A 15,688-nucleotide genomic window follows, 5' to 3' on the forward strand; every position below is an offset into this window, starting at 1 on the left:
TAGGAAAACAAAGAAAGCCCCCCAAAAATTGAGAGGCTTTCCACAAGTGCTTTTTGAATAAATTAAACAGGTGTATGAAAATATTCTTTTCGTATACAATGGTATATACACTGAAAATCAAAAAGGTAACCGAAAATTTCTAGGAGTAGAAAGATTTTATCTTTTCTACTATAAAATCCAGCTCTGATGGCATTAATCCGGGAAAAGAAGGCAAAGAAAGGATTGAATCATGCCATTTCCGGGTATTTTGTTTGTCAATGGTGGAAAAATTGAGTTTTTGATAGGCTTTCTGATCAAATAGTGGGTTTGGATAGTGAATTTTGGTAGAAATACCATTTTTACTCAAATACGCTTTCAACTCATCCCTTTTTTCAGTTTTAATGGTAAACTGATGAAAAGTACTTTCCCCTGGTCCTGAAAGCGGCAAAATAAGTTCCGGAATATCTTTTAATCCTTCAAAATAGGAAATGGCGATTTTCCTTTGTTCATTGAGTTTTTGTGAAATATTATGGAGGGCTTCCCTGAGAAAAGCAGACTGAATTTCATCCATCCGCGAATTTACCCCGGAAAAATGCATGTTATTGTATTCTGATTGGCCGTAATTGCAATACATCTTTGCTTTTTCAAATAATCTCTTATCAGAAGTACAAATTATCCCCGCATCGCCTAAAGCCCCCAAATTTTTTGTTGGGTAAAGACTTGCGGCAGCAGCTATGCCAAAAGTGCCCAACTGTTTATTTTTAATAGTGGTACCAAATGCCTGTGAAAAATCTTCGATCAGAGCAATTGAATCCGGTAAATTATCAATGATTTTATTTACCGAACCGAAATAATGTATGGCCATAACAAGATCGATCCTGTTCGCGGTATAAAAGTCATCATTCAAATCCTTAAAGCCATCACCTAAAAAGTCAATATCCGCAAATACGACCTGATGGCCAGCATTTAAAACAGCATTGACTGTTGCGGGAAAAGCATTGGCCTGAAGCAGCACATTTAAGCTTTGATCGGAAATCAGTTTTAAAATAACATAGAGCGCATCGTAGCCATTTCCTACGGCCAATACAAATGGAGATTTCAAAAATTCGGAAATCTCCTTTTCCAGATTTTGTTGTTCTTCGCCTTTGACAAAATTTCCACTTTTGATCACCCGATTATAAGCGCGATCTAAGGCTAATCTATCCTCTTTGGAAAATCGAATATCAAAAAATGGTATGTTCATCTTATCTCTTTTACCAGGCTAAATTTAATGCCGGTTTTTGCGCCCAATTTTTCCTTAAACCTTATCAGTCCAAAATTTTCAGCTTCATTCTTCGCCCTACTGGTGCCAAGATCAAGGAAATCCATATTGTTTTCCTTTGCGTAATTGTGCATACTTTTAATCAGTCCTATTGCCGGGCTGTATTCATCAAATTTTGGATCATGTGCAGGTATGAAATAATAAAGCGTCTTTTCATTTACTTTTATTCCCAGACAACTTGCGATAATGCCCCCGGAACTACGCATAGTAAAGAGAACGTATTTACAATCAAAACGCTCAATTAAATCATCCAAAACTTTGCTTTCGATGCTAATCGGAAAACCTTTTTTTTCTCTCCATTTAATGATTTTATCATAAAAAAGAGAACTGTTAAATTCCTCTCTTACTTCGGTAGAAAAATCAGATTTCGAGAGTTTTTTTAATCTTCTTTTTGTGTCCTCTTTCAGGCCCTTTTCGAAATCTTCATCTGCGTGCAAATGATGATTGATAAAACTATCCTCGATTACAAAACCCAGGTTTAACAAGCTTTGCGTAATGATAGAATTGTAATAAGAATTATAAATTTCTGGATAATGCTGCCATCGAATAATTTTTACTTTTTCATTATAAATATCCTGATAGAGCGCATCCATAAAAGTCTGGACTTTTTCGAAAGATGTGCCTTCCACAATTTCAGGATAGCCAAATGATGCCCGATGACCGATGATGGCCTGATCATTTTGAATAAAATAGATAAGTGAAATTATTTCCACATCATCTTTTAACATGGCCATTTTTCTGAGTCCGGAATGATCGTCCAGAGTACAATCCAAATATTCCGTATAATTGAAAATACAGGTGGTATTGATGACACCAAAAGGCCATTTTTCCTTGCGGTATGAAATTTTAGCAGCCAATAAATCGATTTGCTTTCTTCATATTTGCAGCAATTTATTAAGATAATCCAAACCTTGCACAGATGTTATCTTTATTGCTCACGATAATTGCCACAGCCTGTCTTTTTCTTGCCTTTAAATCCTTTAAGGTATTTGGCATGAACTCTCTGCATGCTATCATCGTGAATTACCTTGTTTGTGTAATTGCCGGACTTATTTTTCTAAGCGAGGATATGCATTATTTAATTGAATCCAGTGGTTTCAAACTTTGGCATTTTCTTGGTGTGGCACTGGGTTTTTTGTTCATACTCACTTTTTTAAGAATGTCACGCACCGCGCAGGAAATAAGTGTTTCTGCTTCAAGTATGGCAAGCAAACTCGCCTTGGTCATCCCCGTTTTATTTTCACTATTAATAATTCAGCGAAGCGCGAAAGACTATGACTTTATAAATTATTCAGGGATTGTCCTGACCATTCCTGCCCTCTTATTGGCATCCTGGCCTGAGAAAAATTTAAAACAGGAAAGACTATTACAAAGAATCGCACTGCCACTTTCCGTATTCATTTTAAGCGGAATTATCGACACATGTCTCAATTATTTTAACGCTTTGTTTGAAGATGACCCCTCATTTATATTTTTTCCTGTTCTCGTGTTTTTTAGTGCTGCTACATTTGGATTTCTATACACGCTGGCCAGCAAATCAATACCCGGAAAAATACAACTAAAATCAGTGCTTGGTGGTGTATATCTTGGAATCCCAAACTTTTTCTCTCTTTATTTTTTGTTGGACACCCTTAAAATATTTAATCAGGACGGCGCATTTATTTTCCCATTTAGCAATTTGGGAACGATCGTTATTGCCACATTGGGGGCTTATATTCTATTTAAAGAAAAGTTGAATTTAATACGATTATCAGGCTTGATCTTGTCATGTCTTGCACTTTTTCTATTAGCCTACCAGGAATTCTTATATTATTTTTCAAATGGCACCTGATGTTTACCGAAGCATATCAGTGCAAGGCGAAGGCCTTTATAAAGAAAAAGGCAGCAAATTTATTGGCTATGCAATGAGGGTCGATACTGAAAAGGAATTCAAAGAGGAGATTGAAAAGCTACGGCAAAAATATCACGATGCAAGACATGTTTGTTACGCCTTAAGAATAGGTTTTGAAAATGAATTTATTGCCAAGAGTGATGACGGCGAACCCATGCATTCTGCAGCCGATCCTATATTTGGTCAGATTATCGCTGCTGAATTAGTAAATGTGGTAGTTTTTGTTGTTCGTTATTTCGGTGGTACTAAACTTGGTGTAGGTGGTTTGAAACATGCTTATAAGACAGCAGCATCGGAAGCGATAAACAATGCCCAAAAAAAAGAATTCATCATTTCAGAAGAATGCAAGATATATTTTAATTACAGCAATTCTTCGCATGTGATGAAACTGATCGCTGATTTTGAAGCTGTCATAATTGAACAGCAATACGATGAAAAATGCTATTTGAAAGTTGAACTACGCAGGTCTTTAGCAGAGCTTTTTATTTCCAAAATGAGGCAATTGGAATATCTGGGTATTCGGTTTTCCTTAAAAGAATGAACGTATATATGCCTCCAGATAATGAATTGGTACAAGGGTAATCAAAGCAGGTGTTAAATTTAATATTCGAATTTTTTTTATTTCTAAAATGCTAATGCCAAGGCCAATAATTAATATTCCACCTACCGCTGAAATTTCATTTTGCAGTACCGGATCGAGATAAGGTGCGATGTAGGAAGCAAAAATGGTAAGTGAGCCCTGATAAATGAAAAGGGGAATCACTGAGAATATCACCCCAAAACCAAAGGCCGAAGCTAGTGCAATAGAAGAAAAACCATCCATCACTGATTTGGTAAGCAAAAGGGTAAAATCTCCTGTCAGACCTTCTTCAATTGCACCCAAAATGGTAAATGATCCAATACAGAAAAGCATAAATGCCGTAATGAGTCCTTCGGTAAAATTTTCATTTTTGACTTTCAGCCAATTCTTTAAATTATCTCCGCCTTTTTCAATCCTCTCCTGTAAATAAAAGCCCTCACCAATCAGCGCACCCGAGATTAGGCTGAATATAATGACCAAAAAAGCTTGTGATTTTAAGCTGAGGTATATTCCAAGAACAACTGTAAAAAGCCCGATGGCCTGAAATACTATTATCCGTATCCTTTCGGGAAATCGTCTGTGAATGATCAACCCAATTGTAGAACCCAAAAGTACGAGTATGACATTTATTATGGTTCCCGTCATATTTTCTCGAGGTCAGCTTCTATTTCAACAAGCATGTCCTGATGGATAAGAGCCTTTACTTCAAGCATTGAAGTTACAGGATAGATGTCCTTAAAAAACAATGCATGTTCCTTACCAATATCTTCAGAATACCGAATATCGGTTGTGAAAATTCTTGTTCTTACAATTTCTTCCTTTTTAAAACCCGCTTCGAGAATGTATTTATTAATTTTTTTTAAAATATATGCTGTCTGCTCACCTGCATGACCCTTTCCCATGATCCTTCCTGTTTCATCTACTGCAACAGTACCTGCAACATAGGCTCTTTTATTCGTGACCACCACCCTGGAGTAGCCATATCGATTTTCCCACATGGATCCGGAACTGATGTTTTTTCTCATTTGACGGTGCTTTAAATTGCTGACTTTATCAAGCGATTTCGACTTTCTTTCCAAATATACGAACTGCAAGATAGATCAGAGCAATTCCTAAAATATACAAGACAGACCAGTGTATTGGGATAATATGTGCCAGAAAAGAAATTAAAAAACTGATGAACCCCACAGTTAAGGCATAAGGCATTTGCGTTCTAACATGATCAAGATGATAACACTGTGAAGCGAGCGAGCTTAAAATGGTGGTATCTGAAATTGGAGAGCAGTGATCTCCGAGTACGCTTCCCGCCAGTACGACAGCAATCACATGATAAAAAATAGACATGGATTCCTCCATTCCCATTCCTGTTTCCTGACATAGGACCCAGGATGCAGGCAGTGCAAGTGGATAAAGTATGGCCATAGTTCCCCAGGAAGAACCTGTTGAAAATGCAATAAAGGCAGCCAGTAAAAAGGTGATGGCCGGCATAAAAATAGGATTGATATTTCCTTTAAATACCGAAGTAATGAACTCGGCGGTTTGGAGTTCATGCGTGACCTCTGTTAAGCTCCAGGCAAGGATCAATATTAACATAGGCGGAACCATAGTTTTAAAGCCTTCAATTAAACTGCTCATTGTCTCGGTAATGGACATAATTTTTTGCGACACCGATAATGCCACTGCAGTGGCAATTCCACTAAAAGTTGCCCATAAAAGCGATATGTAAGCATCGGCTTCACCAATAACAATTCCCAGTTTTCTGAATGTGCTCAAGTCTGTATTATTATTAAATGAAATAGAATTCCAGACTTTTATAAATCCATCGCTTTTAGTGATAAGTTCCAATTCGAGCATGGAAGATCGGATGATATCCAAGCCTGTATACATCAGGCCAAAAATAGTGACTGCAATAACCATCATAACGGGGATGAAACCATTGTACCATCTCGCTTTGGATTTATCTACCGGTTTAAAATGTTCTTCATCGTTATTATCATTCGTCTCGTCCTTGTCGTATTCAGTTTTACTTTCTCGCGCATCCTTTTCAGCCTGGTACATCGGTCCGTAATCTTTTTGCTGCCAAAGAATTATAAACATAAAAATTAAAGTCAAAAGAGGGTAATAAGCATATTGCAAAGAATTTAAAAACATGGAATAGGGCCCTTCATCTATTCCCAGACTTTCACTTGCCTTTGAAATATAGCCGAGCTCAGCACCAATCCATGTCGTAATAAAAGCGAGTGCCGCAATAGGTGCTGCCGTGCTGTCTACGATATAGGATAATTTCTCTCTTGAAACTTTGAATCGATCAGTAACTGGGCGCATTGTGTTGCCGACAATTAAGGTATTGGCGTAATCATCAAAAAAAATGGCTATTCCCATAGCCCAGGTAACCAGTTGAGCGCTTCTGGCCGATCGTGCGAATCTTGAGAGTTTTTCTACAATACCATGCATTCCGCCATTTTTGGAAATCACACTAACCATTCCACCAATACCTACAGAAAATATTATAACTGATAAATTCCCGCTATCACCTAGCGCAACAAAAAAGTACTTGTCAATTATTGCAAAGAAGCCTTTTAAAATCCCCGACAGAGAAAAACCATATACACCTATGGCACCAATAAAAATACCGGCAAAGAGTGAGAGAATTACTTCTTTAAAAATAAGTGCCAGAGCAATTGCTACCAAAGGAGGAATAATACTGAACCAACCCGGAACCTTGTTTATATGAATTGTTTGTTGAAAGCCTGTGCTGCTTATTTCGAATGTTGAGGAGGACTGAATTGGAATTTTTATCAGGGTTTCTTTATAATCCAGAGAAAAGCTGTACTGATTTCCTTTATTGTCTTTGATGTTTACACCTTGCGACTTGCCAATTTCTGCTTCGGATTTAATTAATTCAATTGTCACTGAATCCTCCATCACCACATAATCCGGAGCTTTTACTTTAATAATAGCTTCTGCCTGTGAAATCGAAAATGTTGAAAGAAAAAGAAGGGCTAAAAAAAATAGTCTCATCGGATTACATTTCATTAACAAGTTCTAGCGATAATTCCTCGGCAATTTGTGAAGCAAGGGCTACACCCATACCACTTAATCTTACCCCTATTTTTACATTTTGCGATAGGGATTTTACAATAGGGCTTTTCGAATTGCCAAAAGCCATTATTCCCGACCACCACATTTCTTCTTTAAATTCTTTTCCATTTAAAATCAAGCTGGATTTTTCTCTGATTGCATTTTGGATGTTTTCATTGATTTCTTTATCAAATGTTTCCTCCTTTTTAAAATCTTCATTTCTTCCGCCACCGATTAAAAATCTTCTGCCTACATTTCTGAAATAATAAAAACCCTCATCAAAATGGAAACTTCCTTCAAAAGGCAAATCCATTTCTTCACTGATCATGACCAGGCCTCTGCCCGGATAAATATCAAGGTCTGAAGTTAATTTTTTTAAATAAGCATTATTACAAAAAACCACTTTCTTGCCAAGAAATCGATGTCCTTCCACTGAATAAAGTTCAACAGCCTTTCCCAGATCTTTATAATTGTTAATCTCAATTCCGGAAAAAATCTGAACCCCTCTTTCCGTTGCCAATTCCCTCAATCTTTTGATCATCAAACCTGAATGCAATTGACCTTCAAGGGGATTAAATAGTAGCGCTTTACACCAATCCGGGTTAAAATTGAATTTCGAAATCAATTTAATCTTTTCGCTAAATACATTTATTCCAAAAATCCCTTTTAAATCATCATTGATTTCTTCCAGTCTATCTAAAAGTCGGATTTGTTCTTGATTGAGTATTTCGAATCCGCCATAATTTCTGTAATCAATATTTTTATCTCCCAGCCTTTTTCTCAAAAGTTCTAAACCCTTCCATCGTTGCTCTACCAGTTTCAGCATTTGATCCTTGCCCATACCGGCTTTGTCACTGATTAATTCGGTAAATGAACCAAAACATGCAAAACCGGCATTTCTCGTACTGGCCGAGGAGGGCATGGCATCTTTTTCAAGGACGGATACAGATAGATTAGGTGATTTTTCGATCAGAGCATTAGCCAAAGACAAACCGCTGATGCCGGCCCCTACAATTATAATATCAGATTTGTAAAAGACATTCTCCCAAAAACTGATCATTGACAAGAGATAATTTAACAGTTAAATAATCCAGGATAATCATCGAAATAACACTTTTTCGCATGCTTTGCAAAATGAAGTTTTTTCAGAGTTTGATTTTCATTTTGCTCGTCTGCATGGGTTTTCATGTGAAAGCACAAATTAAATGGACTAAAGAAGAACTTCAAAAATCATACAAAACCCATAAAGGAAAGAAAATCAAACTGGAAGAATTTAAGAGTGAGGCCCTTTTAATCTTTTTTCTTTCACAGGAATGTCCTTTATGCCAGAACTACAGCTTGACAATTAATAAACTGCAAAAAGCATTTTCCCAATTAAAAATGATAGCCGTTTTTCTTGGTAAAATCAATTCAAAGCTAGAATTGAAAGCCTCGGATATTATGTTCCCAATCAAATGCGGCCATGTGATCAGTTGAATCTAAGGGATTAGGAACAAAGAGATTATTGTCTTTTTAAATGCTTTGACAGATAAATCAAACCTTTGCGGCACTCCCAAAATATTAGTTGTTTTTGACAACAATGAAGTCTGGAATAAACGTAAAATAGGTTCAGTTTAATAGTGTTTTTAGCAGAGATCTTTATCTACATTAATCAATTCAAACAATTGATTAAAAACAGATTTTGCATTTTTCCAATTGTTGATGTCAATACAATAGTAAACGGAATTTCCTTCAATATTGCCCTTAATTAAACCTGCTAATTTTAATTCACGCAAATGTTGTGAAACGGTAGGTTGTGCAAGACCAAGATGCGTAACCAGGTCATTATTAATACAAGTCTTTGATTCAGCTAAATATTGAAGGATAGCAATTCTCGCTGGATGTGAAAATATGCGTGCCAATTGAGCAATGGCATTCTGCTCAAGATCAAATAAATCAGTACGGCTTACTCCCATTTATATTTTGTGTGATCACAATATTACATTATAGTTAAGTATCACTGAAATTAGAGCTCAATAATTTCACGTTCATTTAGCTCGATGGAAAATTTCTCAATTTCCACATTATTTAAATAATCTTCTTCCAGTAAATTGGCCCAGGTATTGAGATAAATGGCAACGTGTTGATTATTATTTCTTTCCAGATATTTTTGATCCTTTGGAAGCCTTGACAATACAAATCTATCACTTAATTTTTCGAGTTTCATCAAATCTTCTATACTCAGGCCTTTACTCAGCAATTCTGAAATCAGCAGATCAATGGGCATACGACTATTATCACAATAATCCTCACATTGATCGTTCCAGTCCCCACTTCTTTGCAATGCAATCCGGTGAATTTCTGCCGGCTTCAAACTGGTTAGTTCCTGAGCCAGATATCCGCAATTGCAATGCCCCATATGGCCCCACTGATAATTTTTTTCTTTTTCTATTCTGTCAGCTGCTCGTCTCATCGCAGCTATTAATTCCGGATTTGCCTTTGCCATGTACTTTTATTTTTGGAACAATAATACGTTCAAGAGGTTTTATTTTTATAAAATATCGCTAACCACAAAAAGAGATATTGCCAATAAATTCAAAACTTGTAAATTTTTATTATTCCGAACTTATCTTTGATTATTCTTCTTTTAAAATTACTGATTAACAATTATGATTAAAACACAAAAGTATTTACTCCAGTCGGCCTTGGTTTTTGCCTTCATTTTTTTGCATTGTGCTGTATCTGCACAATCTAAAATGCAGGAATCAAATTTTTCTAAATTAGAAAAGGAATACGATCAATTCAGAAATCAAAACGATCTGGATAATGTCAAAGCTTGGAAATGGCAGGCGCGATGGCTTGACTTTCAATCGAAGCGCTTAAATACCGATGGTAGCATGAGTAACCCGGATATTTTTCTTCAGGAGGCTATTAATGTCAATCAATTAAAGAAAAATTCAAGCTCTCAAAAATCAAGTAATTGGTCGCCGGTAGGCCCCGACTTTTTATATCCTTCCAATTTTCCCGACCGACAGCACGGAATGGGAAGAATTAATACAATTGCCTTCCATCCGTCGGATTCAAATATTTTCTGGGTCGGAGTTGCACAGGGCGGAGTATGGAAAACAATTGACGGCGGACAAAACTGGAATCCGATTTCAGACAATTTGCCCATTATAAGAATCAGTGACATTGCCGTGGATCCCGTCAATCCAAATGTTTTGTATGTATGTGTGGGTGATTATGCCTATATCGGCGTTGCACTGGATACGGATGATCGCAAACGTCACACGCATTACGGCATGGGTGTATATAAGACGACAGATGGAGGAAATACATGGGCTCCAACCGGATTGACATTCAACCAAACACAATTGGATGTTTCCTTGACACGAAGAGTGCTTATCGATCCGAATAATACTCAAAATTTGGTCGCGGGAGGTGTCAATGGCATCTACCGATCGACCGATGCCGGTGCCAACTGGATTCAAATTAATGATTCCCTGATCTGGGATTTGGTTCAGGACCCTGTAAACCCCAATGTCATCTATGCAGCCACAGGCTATTTAGCCAATAGAAATATCGGAACGGCGGGAATATTAAAATCTGTAGATTTCGGCCAAAGCTGGAGCACTTTAAATACCGGGATTCCCGGAAAAAATGCTGTTCAACGGATTAAACTAGCCATAGCACCAAGTGATAATAATGCCATTTATGCACTTACATGTGGTATGAGCAGAGGTTATTATGCCCTGTATTTTTCAGATGATGCCGGTGCTACCTGGAATCAACAATCCAACAGTTCAAACGCACCTAACATCCTGCACTGGGGCAGTGGAAGTGGATCCGGTGGCCAGGGTACATATGATCTTTCCCTCCTGGTTGATGCCGGAAATAAATTTAGAATTATGACCGGAGGCATTAATATCTGGGGTTCAGACGATGCCGGTGGAAGCTGGAAAGGCGCCAGTTACTGGCTCGGTTTTTACGGTCCCAGCGTGCATGCCGATCATCATTTCTTTGCCTATAATCCATTGAATCAAGCCTATTATATGTGTCATGATGGTGGCCTTTCAAAAACCTATCAGGTGGGCTTTGAAACATGGACCAACATAAACAATGGTGCCACATGGCCAACGGTATGGACCGATTTGAGCGATATGCAGATCACTTCTTATTATCGCCTTGGACTGAGCATCGCTAATCCGGGTTATTTAGTAGCAGGATCTCAGGATAATTCTACAACAGTAAAAACACCCAGTTCCTGGTTGAATGTAATTGGCGGTGATGGCATGGATTGTGCCATGGATCCAATAAATCCCGATATCGTTTACGGATCTTCTCAATACGGAAATTTCTATCGTTCCGATGACGGGGGGCAAAATTTTAATTATATCAGCAATACGCCTTCGAACAGTGATGAAGGTGGTTGGACCACACCAATTGAGGTCAATATCAGTAATCCGACCAACGTTTATTTGGGCTACGGAGATTTATGGAAAAGTACAGACAGAGGGGATAACTGGACTGCTATTTCCAACTTTCCCAATATGAGCGGCTCGAACGTTGCACCTCCCATCTCGGATTTTGATCTTGATTTTCCTAATGACAATAAAATATATGTAGCTTCCAGGTTGTATTTTTCAAGAAGTACCCTCAGTAAATTTTGGGTATCAAGCAATGGAGGAACAAATTGGAATAATAGGACGAATGGATTACCTGATAGCCTTTTTTTTACAAGTGTAGAGTGTGCAAGTGGTAGCAGTGATGCTGTTTATGTTACTCTTGGTGGTTTTGAAGATGGAGAAAAAGTCTACCTAACTACAAACGATGGTATTAACTGGCAAAACATTTCCCATAATTTGCCAAATGTTCCTATAAATGTCATTGTCCACCAGGAATCATCACCTTTAAATACAATTTATGTTGGAACAGATGTCGGGGTATACTATTCCAATGATACGCTGGGCAGCTGGGAATTATTCAGTACTAACCTTCCCAATGTAATTGTCAGCGATCTTGAGATTGATTATATAAATCAAAAATTATACGCTGCAACATTTGGTAGAGGTATTTGGCTGAGCGATTTGGCCAGTCAATCACCGGTGGCTCTGGAAGCTAAGACTTTGTTAAATTCATTGGAAATTAAAGCATACCCAAATCCAAACTCCGGAGATTTTACATTGAATTTTAATAAGGCTTTGGACTCTGAAATTGAAATGGAAATTGTGGATGTGATGGGAAGAAGGATTGAGGTAAGAAAAATTCAAAAAGGAGTAAGCACACTTCCCCTTAGTCTCGACCAAAAGGGGATCAATGGTTTATTGTATCTGCGTTTTAAAAAGGGCCATGCCTCAGAAGTTATTAAAATTATTGTCGAACCATAATGTCCGATATAGAACATTTCAATTAAAAATTGAACAATAAAAATTATATTTAAATAGATTAAGCCTCTGAATTTCAGGGGCTTATTTATTATGGCACTTCTATTGATGCAATCTATAGAATAAAAATCCAGAACTATGCTCAGGAATTATATACTCGTTGCGATTCGTCATATTTGGAAAGATAAATTCTATACTTTCTTAAACATTTTTGGGCTAGCCATAGGCATTACTTGTTTTATTCTGATTCTCTTGTTTATCAGAGACGAATTGTCTTATGAAAAGAAATTCTCAAAGCACGATAAAACCTACCGGGTTTGCGAAATAATCGCTTCTCCTGGTGGCGGTGAAAATTCAGCCAGTGTCCCTATTCCAATGAAAAGGACACTATTAAACGATTACCCCGATCTTATTGAAAATGCAGTTCGGCTCTTTAATTTTCAGTCTTCCAAGTTTGTGCTCGAAATTGAAGACGAAACATATATAGAAAAAAAACTATTCTTTGTCGATTCTTCCTTTTTTGAAATTTTTGATTACCCCGTTGTAAAAGGAAACCTTGACAAGGCCTTGTCAGATCCATTTAGTGTTGTACTGACAGTAGAAGCTGCAAAAAAATATTTTGGAGATCAGGATCCTATAGGAAAAGAAATGCGCGGACAGGGACAGGATCAAAGTTCTACCGTGAGAGCCGTGATCGACCCCAGTGGCATAAATACGCATCTCGATTTTAATGTATTGGTGCCAATTTACCCGGCCCTAAGAGAATGGACACTTAATAATTATTACTGGAATCCCGCATGGACCTACATCGTTCTAAAAGATGGGGTTGATCCTAAAGAACTTGAGTCCCGTTTTCCTGAGCTGGTTAAAAAATATTTTCCCGATCACATTATAGATGTATCTACAATGTATTTGATGCCACTCGACGATATCCATTTAAAATCCAATCTGGATTTTGAAATGCACCCCAACAGCGATATTACCTATGTCTATATTTTTGCGGTAATCGCTTTTCTGGTATTGGTCATTTCATGTACCAATTTTATCAATCTGGCCACTGCAAGAACGGCCAACAGATCAAAAGAAGTGGGTATGCGTAAAGTAATGGGCGCACATAAAGGTCAATTGGTAAGTCAGTTTTTAGGCGAAACCATCTTCCAAAGTTTTGTCGCACTTTTGATCGGTATAATATTCGCCGAACTTTTGCTAAATACCTTTAACAGTTTTTCAGGTAAAAGTTTTAATCACGATTTTGTGCTGGAGCCTTTCATGATATTTAGTTTTATTGGTATTGGCCTTATCACAGGAATAATTTCAGGCATTTACCCCGCATTTTATTTATCGAGTTTCAGACCTTCAAAAGTTTTGAAAGGAGGTATAAGCCTGAGTATGCGAAAATTTGGGTTCAGACAGGTTTTGGTTGTTTTGCAATTTTCCATTTCGATTATTTTAATTGTCGGTACCATCGTGGCTTTTCAGCAGTTGAGATATCTGCAAAAAGCAAATCTGGGCTTTGATGAAGAAAAAGTTTTGGTCGTTCCTTTTAACAATGGCCTTCCAATTGCCAGATGGGATGCCATGTACCAGGAGTTTGTGGATCATCCGAGTATTAGCAATATGAGTGGAACTTCTCATGTTATGGGAAGTGGTCATCAAACCGATTCTTATCGTTTTGAAGGCTCACAGGAAAATCTTCAAATCGCATTTATCAATTATTCAGAAAATTTTGCCGGCACCTTTGGTGTAGAGTTATTAGCAGGCCGGGATTTTCTCAAAGAGTTTAGAGGAGATACATTGTATACACCCGGTATCGTCAATGAGGCTTTTGTTCAAAAACTCGGTTTAAAATCTCCGGAAGATGCCATCAATAAAAAATTATATAAAACGCAGGGTAGAACTGTCAAAATTGTTGGAGTCACAAAGAACTTTCATTTTGCTTCCTTGCATCACGATGTTACTCCAATCGTTGTTGAAGGCCCAAGAGTAACGCGATTTGGAATGGGCGCCAATTATTTGACTGTTCGCTTTGACGGCAAAGATTTTGAAGGCGTGAAGAGTCATACTAAAAAAGTATTGTCTGAATTTTTTCCCCATACACCATATGAATATTTCTTTCTCGAAGATAACCTCGACCGTTTGTATGAAACCGAGAATATCATGAGTAAAGTAATAACGACATTTTCAATATTTGCCATTGTCGTTGCCTGTATGGGTCTCCTCGGTCTGACCGCCTTTGCCGCTGAACAGAGAACCAAAGAATTAGGAATCAGAAAGGTCTTAGGAGCAACAGAAGAAAATATCATAGTTCTATTAAGTAAAGAATTTGTTACACTTGTCATTGTGGCTGTTGCCATTTCAATCCCAATATCCTGGTATGGATTAAACGTATGGTTAAATGATTTTGCCTATCGCGTAGACATACAATGGTGGATATTTCCAATAGCCGGATTGGTGGCGCTATTGGTGGCCATTACAACTGTAGGTATTCAGGCCTATAAAGCCGCTACGCTGAATCCTATCGATAGCATTTCTTATGAGTAAAAATTTTTAGTTTTCTGTATTGATGGCTTATTGCTAATTGCTATTAACTTGCGTTTTCAAATCAATAGACATTGCAATGCGCGACAAGCTGTTTTTCAGATATTTCACCTACCTGGATAACCTGTTTAGAAAAATAGACAGAAAACACATACGCAGAGCCAGAAATATTCAATTTATACCCGGCTTTCCAAATCGGCGGGGAGGTAAATTATCCTATGCTGAATGGGCCCATGTCATTGGAATTTTTCAGACACTATTTTATCATATTTTACCTAAAAAAAGTAATAATCAGGTATTGGATATTGGCTGTGGAACCGGACTTCTTGGCATTGCTGTTGAGCCTTTTACAAAAGAAGGCGGCTCCTACATCGGATTGGATGTGATGAAATATGAGATTGAATTTAACAAAAAACATTACAGTCAAAATAATTTCTCTTTTGTGCATTTTGATCTTTCTAACCCCTCATATGTCACTACACAAAGCGATGAACTAAAACCCTGGCCTGTAGAATCCGACAGCAAAGACTTGATTTGTGCTCTTTCGGTTTGGACCCATTTAAGAGAAGAAGATTCTTTGTTTTATTTTAAAGAAGTTCAGAGAGTTTTAAAACCCGGTGGAAAAGCTATGATTTCCTTCTTCTATCTGGATGATGAATACAATAAATCTCTAGAGATTAGAGAAAATAAAAAAGGTAGATATCATGCATCAGGACAGAAAAAATGGATTTTTAATAAGGCCGCTTACGATTCAAAGAATTGGTTTTGTCCGGAATGGGTAGATACACCTGAAGATGCCATTGGAATCAATGAGGAGGCTTTCCAAAAACTATTATCCACATCGGGATTAAAGTTAAACAAGTATTATCCCGGCAACTGGAAGGAAATTCCGGGCTTGTATTTCCAGGACGTGCTTGTCTTTGAAAAATAGATTA

At 37.4% G+C, this 15,688-nt stretch carries 14 protein-coding genes; 6 read left to right on the forward strand and 8 right to left on the reverse strand.

What is annotated here, in order from left to right; genetic code table 11:
• Positions 1-139 precede the first annotated feature (139 nt).
• Both HZR84_05160 and HZR84_05165 read right to left on the reverse strand, forming a co-directional pair.
• Positions 140-1,222 carry a DegT/DnrJ/EryC1/StrS family aminotransferase gene (locus HZR84_05160; protein QNL21350.1) on the reverse strand — a complete coding sequence of 361 codons (1,083 nt, stop codon included), beginning with the start codon at positions 1,220-1,222 and terminating at the stop codon, positions 140-142.
• On the reverse strand, positions 1,219-2,157 hold the full coding sequence (locus tag HZR84_05165; protein ID QNL21351.1) for a GNAT family N-acetyltransferase: 939 nt from the start codon (positions 2,155-2,157) through the stop codon (positions 1,219-1,221). Before HZR84_05165 ends, HZR84_05160 begins: the two co-directional genes overlap by 4 nt.
• Before the next feature lie 62 nt (positions 2,158-2,219).
• On the opposite strand from HZR84_05165, the gene HZR84_05170 reads away from it, so the two are divergent.
• Positions 2,220-3,131 (forward strand): hypothetical protein, encoded by a 912-nt coding sequence (locus tag HZR84_05170; GenBank protein QNL21352.1) that lies wholly within the window; start codon positions 2,220-2,222, stop codon positions 3,129-3,131.
• Positions 3,121-3,732, forward strand: coding sequence for a YigZ family protein (locus tag HZR84_05175; protein ID QNL21353.1), 612 nt, complete (start codon positions 3,121-3,123; stop codon positions 3,730-3,732). The genes HZR84_05170 and HZR84_05175 overlap by 11 nt, the downstream gene beginning before the upstream one ends.
• Here HZR84_05175 and HZR84_05180 read toward each other — a convergent pair.
• Genes HZR84_05180 through HZR84_05195 form a run of 4 tightly spaced genes read right to left on the reverse strand, consistent with a single transcriptional unit; the run spans position 3,721 to position 7,912 of the window.
• Positions 3,721-4,416 (reverse strand): DUF554 domain-containing protein, encoded by a 696-nt coding sequence (locus tag HZR84_05180; protein QNL21354.1) that lies wholly within the window; start codon positions 4,414-4,416, stop codon positions 3,721-3,723. The genes HZR84_05175 and HZR84_05180 overlap by 12 nt on opposite strands.
• Complete coding sequence (locus HZR84_05185; protein QNL21355.1) at positions 4,413-4,796, reverse strand: RidA family protein; 384 nt, start codon at positions 4,794-4,796, stop codon at positions 4,413-4,415. The genes HZR84_05180 and HZR84_05185 overlap by 4 nt, the downstream gene beginning before the upstream one ends.
• A 28-nt stretch (positions 4,797-4,824) precedes the next feature.
• Complete coding sequence (locus HZR84_05190; GenBank protein ID QNL21356.1) at positions 4,825-6,792, reverse strand: Na+/H+ antiporter NhaC family protein; 1,968 nt, start codon at positions 6,790-6,792, stop codon at positions 4,825-4,827.
• Between the two features lie 4 nt (positions 6,793-6,796).
• Positions 6,797-7,912, reverse strand: coding sequence for an FAD-binding oxidoreductase (locus tag HZR84_05195; protein QNL21357.1), 1,116 nt, complete (start codon positions 7,910-7,912; stop codon positions 6,797-6,799).
• A gap of 74 nt (positions 7,913-7,986) precedes the next feature.
• Between HZR84_05195 and HZR84_05200 the strand changes: the two genes are divergently transcribed.
• Positions 7,987-8,328: a redoxin domain-containing protein gene (locus HZR84_05200; GenBank protein QNL21358.1), complete on the forward strand. Its 342-nt coding sequence runs from the start codon at positions 7,987-7,989 to the stop codon at positions 8,326-8,328.
• 149 nt (positions 8,329-8,477) lie between these two features.
• On the opposite strand, the gene HZR84_05205 is transcribed toward HZR84_05200, so the two are convergent.
• Both HZR84_05205 and HZR84_05210 read right to left on the reverse strand, forming a co-directional pair.
• Positions 8,478-8,807, reverse strand: coding sequence for a winged helix-turn-helix transcriptional regulator (locus tag HZR84_05205; protein QNL21359.1), 330 nt, complete (start codon positions 8,805-8,807; stop codon positions 8,478-8,480).
• A 50-nt stretch (positions 8,808-8,857) separates the two neighbouring features.
• Positions 8,858-9,337: a hypothetical protein gene (locus HZR84_05210; GenBank protein ID QNL21360.1), complete on the reverse strand. Its 480-nt coding sequence runs from the start codon at positions 9,335-9,337 to the stop codon at positions 8,858-8,860.
• Between the two features lie 163 nt (positions 9,338-9,500).
• Here HZR84_05210 and HZR84_05215 point away from each other — a divergent pair, with 163 nt between their 5' ends.
• The 3 genes from HZR84_05215 (at position 9,501) to HZR84_05225 (ending at position 15,684) form a co-directional block, all read left to right on the forward strand.
• A complete protein-coding gene (locus HZR84_05215) occupies positions 9,501-12,218 on the forward strand; it encodes a T9SS type A sorting domain-containing protein (GenBank protein QNL21361.1) in 2,718 nt (905 codons plus the stop codon).
• A gap of 135 nt (positions 12,219-12,353) precedes the next feature.
• Positions 12,354-14,756, forward strand: coding sequence for an ABC transporter permease (locus HZR84_05220; GenBank protein QNL21362.1), 2,403 nt, complete (start codon positions 12,354-12,356; stop codon positions 14,754-14,756).
• A gap of 76 nt (positions 14,757-14,832) precedes the next feature.
• The gene (locus HZR84_05225) at positions 14,833-15,684 is read left to right on the forward strand and encodes a methyltransferase domain-containing protein (GenBank protein QNL21363.1); all 852 of its coding nucleotides are present in this window, start codon (positions 14,833-14,835) and stop codon (positions 15,682-15,684) included.
• Positions 15,685-15,688 lie beyond the last annotated feature (4 nt).

Origin of the sequence: Hyphobacterium sp. CCMP332 (assembly GCA_014323545.1) — a bacterium.
Classification (GTDB): Bacteria; Bacteroidota; Bacteroidia; order Cytophagales; family CCMP332; genus CCMP332.

What these genes read in the sequence shown, in the direction of transcription:
- HZR84_05160 (QNL21350.1), bottom strand. Translation starts at nt 1,222, where the DNA reads ATGAACATACCATTTTTTGATATTCGATTTTCCAAAGAGGATAGATTA.
- HZR84_05170 (QNL21352.1), top strand. Translation starts at nt 2,220, where the DNA reads ATGTTATCTTTATTGCTCACGATAATTGCCACAGCCTGTCTTTTTCTT.
- HZR84_05175 (QNL21353.1), top strand. Translation starts at nt 3,121, where the DNA reads ATGGCACCTGATGTTTACCGAAGCATATCAGTGCAAGGCGAAGGCCTT.
- HZR84_05180 (QNL21354.1), bottom strand. Translation starts at nt 4,416, where the DNA reads ATGACGGGAACCATAATAAATGTCATACTCGTACTTTTGGGTTCTACA.
- HZR84_05185 (QNL21355.1), bottom strand. Translation starts at nt 4,796, where the DNA reads ATGAGAAAAAACATCAGTTCCGGATCCATGTGGGAAAATCGATATGGC.
- HZR84_05190 (QNL21356.1), bottom strand. Translation starts at nt 6,792, where the DNA reads ATGAGACTATTTTTTTTAGCCCTTCTTTTTCTTTCAACATTTTCGATT.
- HZR84_05195 (QNL21357.1), bottom strand. Translation starts at nt 7,912, where the DNA reads ATGATCAGTTTTTGGGAGAATGTCTTTTACAAATCTGATATTATAATT.
- HZR84_05200 (QNL21358.1), top strand. Translation starts at nt 7,987, where the DNA reads ATGAAGTTTTTTCAGAGTTTGATTTTCATTTTGCTCGTCTGCATGGGT.
- HZR84_05205 (QNL21359.1), bottom strand. Translation starts at nt 8,807, where the DNA reads ATGGGAGTAAGCCGTACTGATTTATTTGATCTTGAGCAGAATGCCATT.
- HZR84_05210 (QNL21360.1), bottom strand. Translation starts at nt 9,337, where the DNA reads ATGGCAAAGGCAAATCCGGAATTAATAGCTGCGATGAGACGAGCAGCT.
- HZR84_05215 (QNL21361.1), top strand. Translation starts at nt 9,501, where the DNA reads ATGATTAAAACACAAAAGTATTTACTCCAGTCGGCCTTGGTTTTTGCC.
- HZR84_05220 (QNL21362.1), top strand. Translation starts at nt 12,354, where the DNA reads ATGCTCAGGAATTATATACTCGTTGCGATTCGTCATATTTGGAAAGAT.
- HZR84_05225 (QNL21363.1), top strand. Translation starts at nt 14,833, where the DNA reads ATGCGCGACAAGCTGTTTTTCAGATATTTCACCTACCTGGATAACCTG.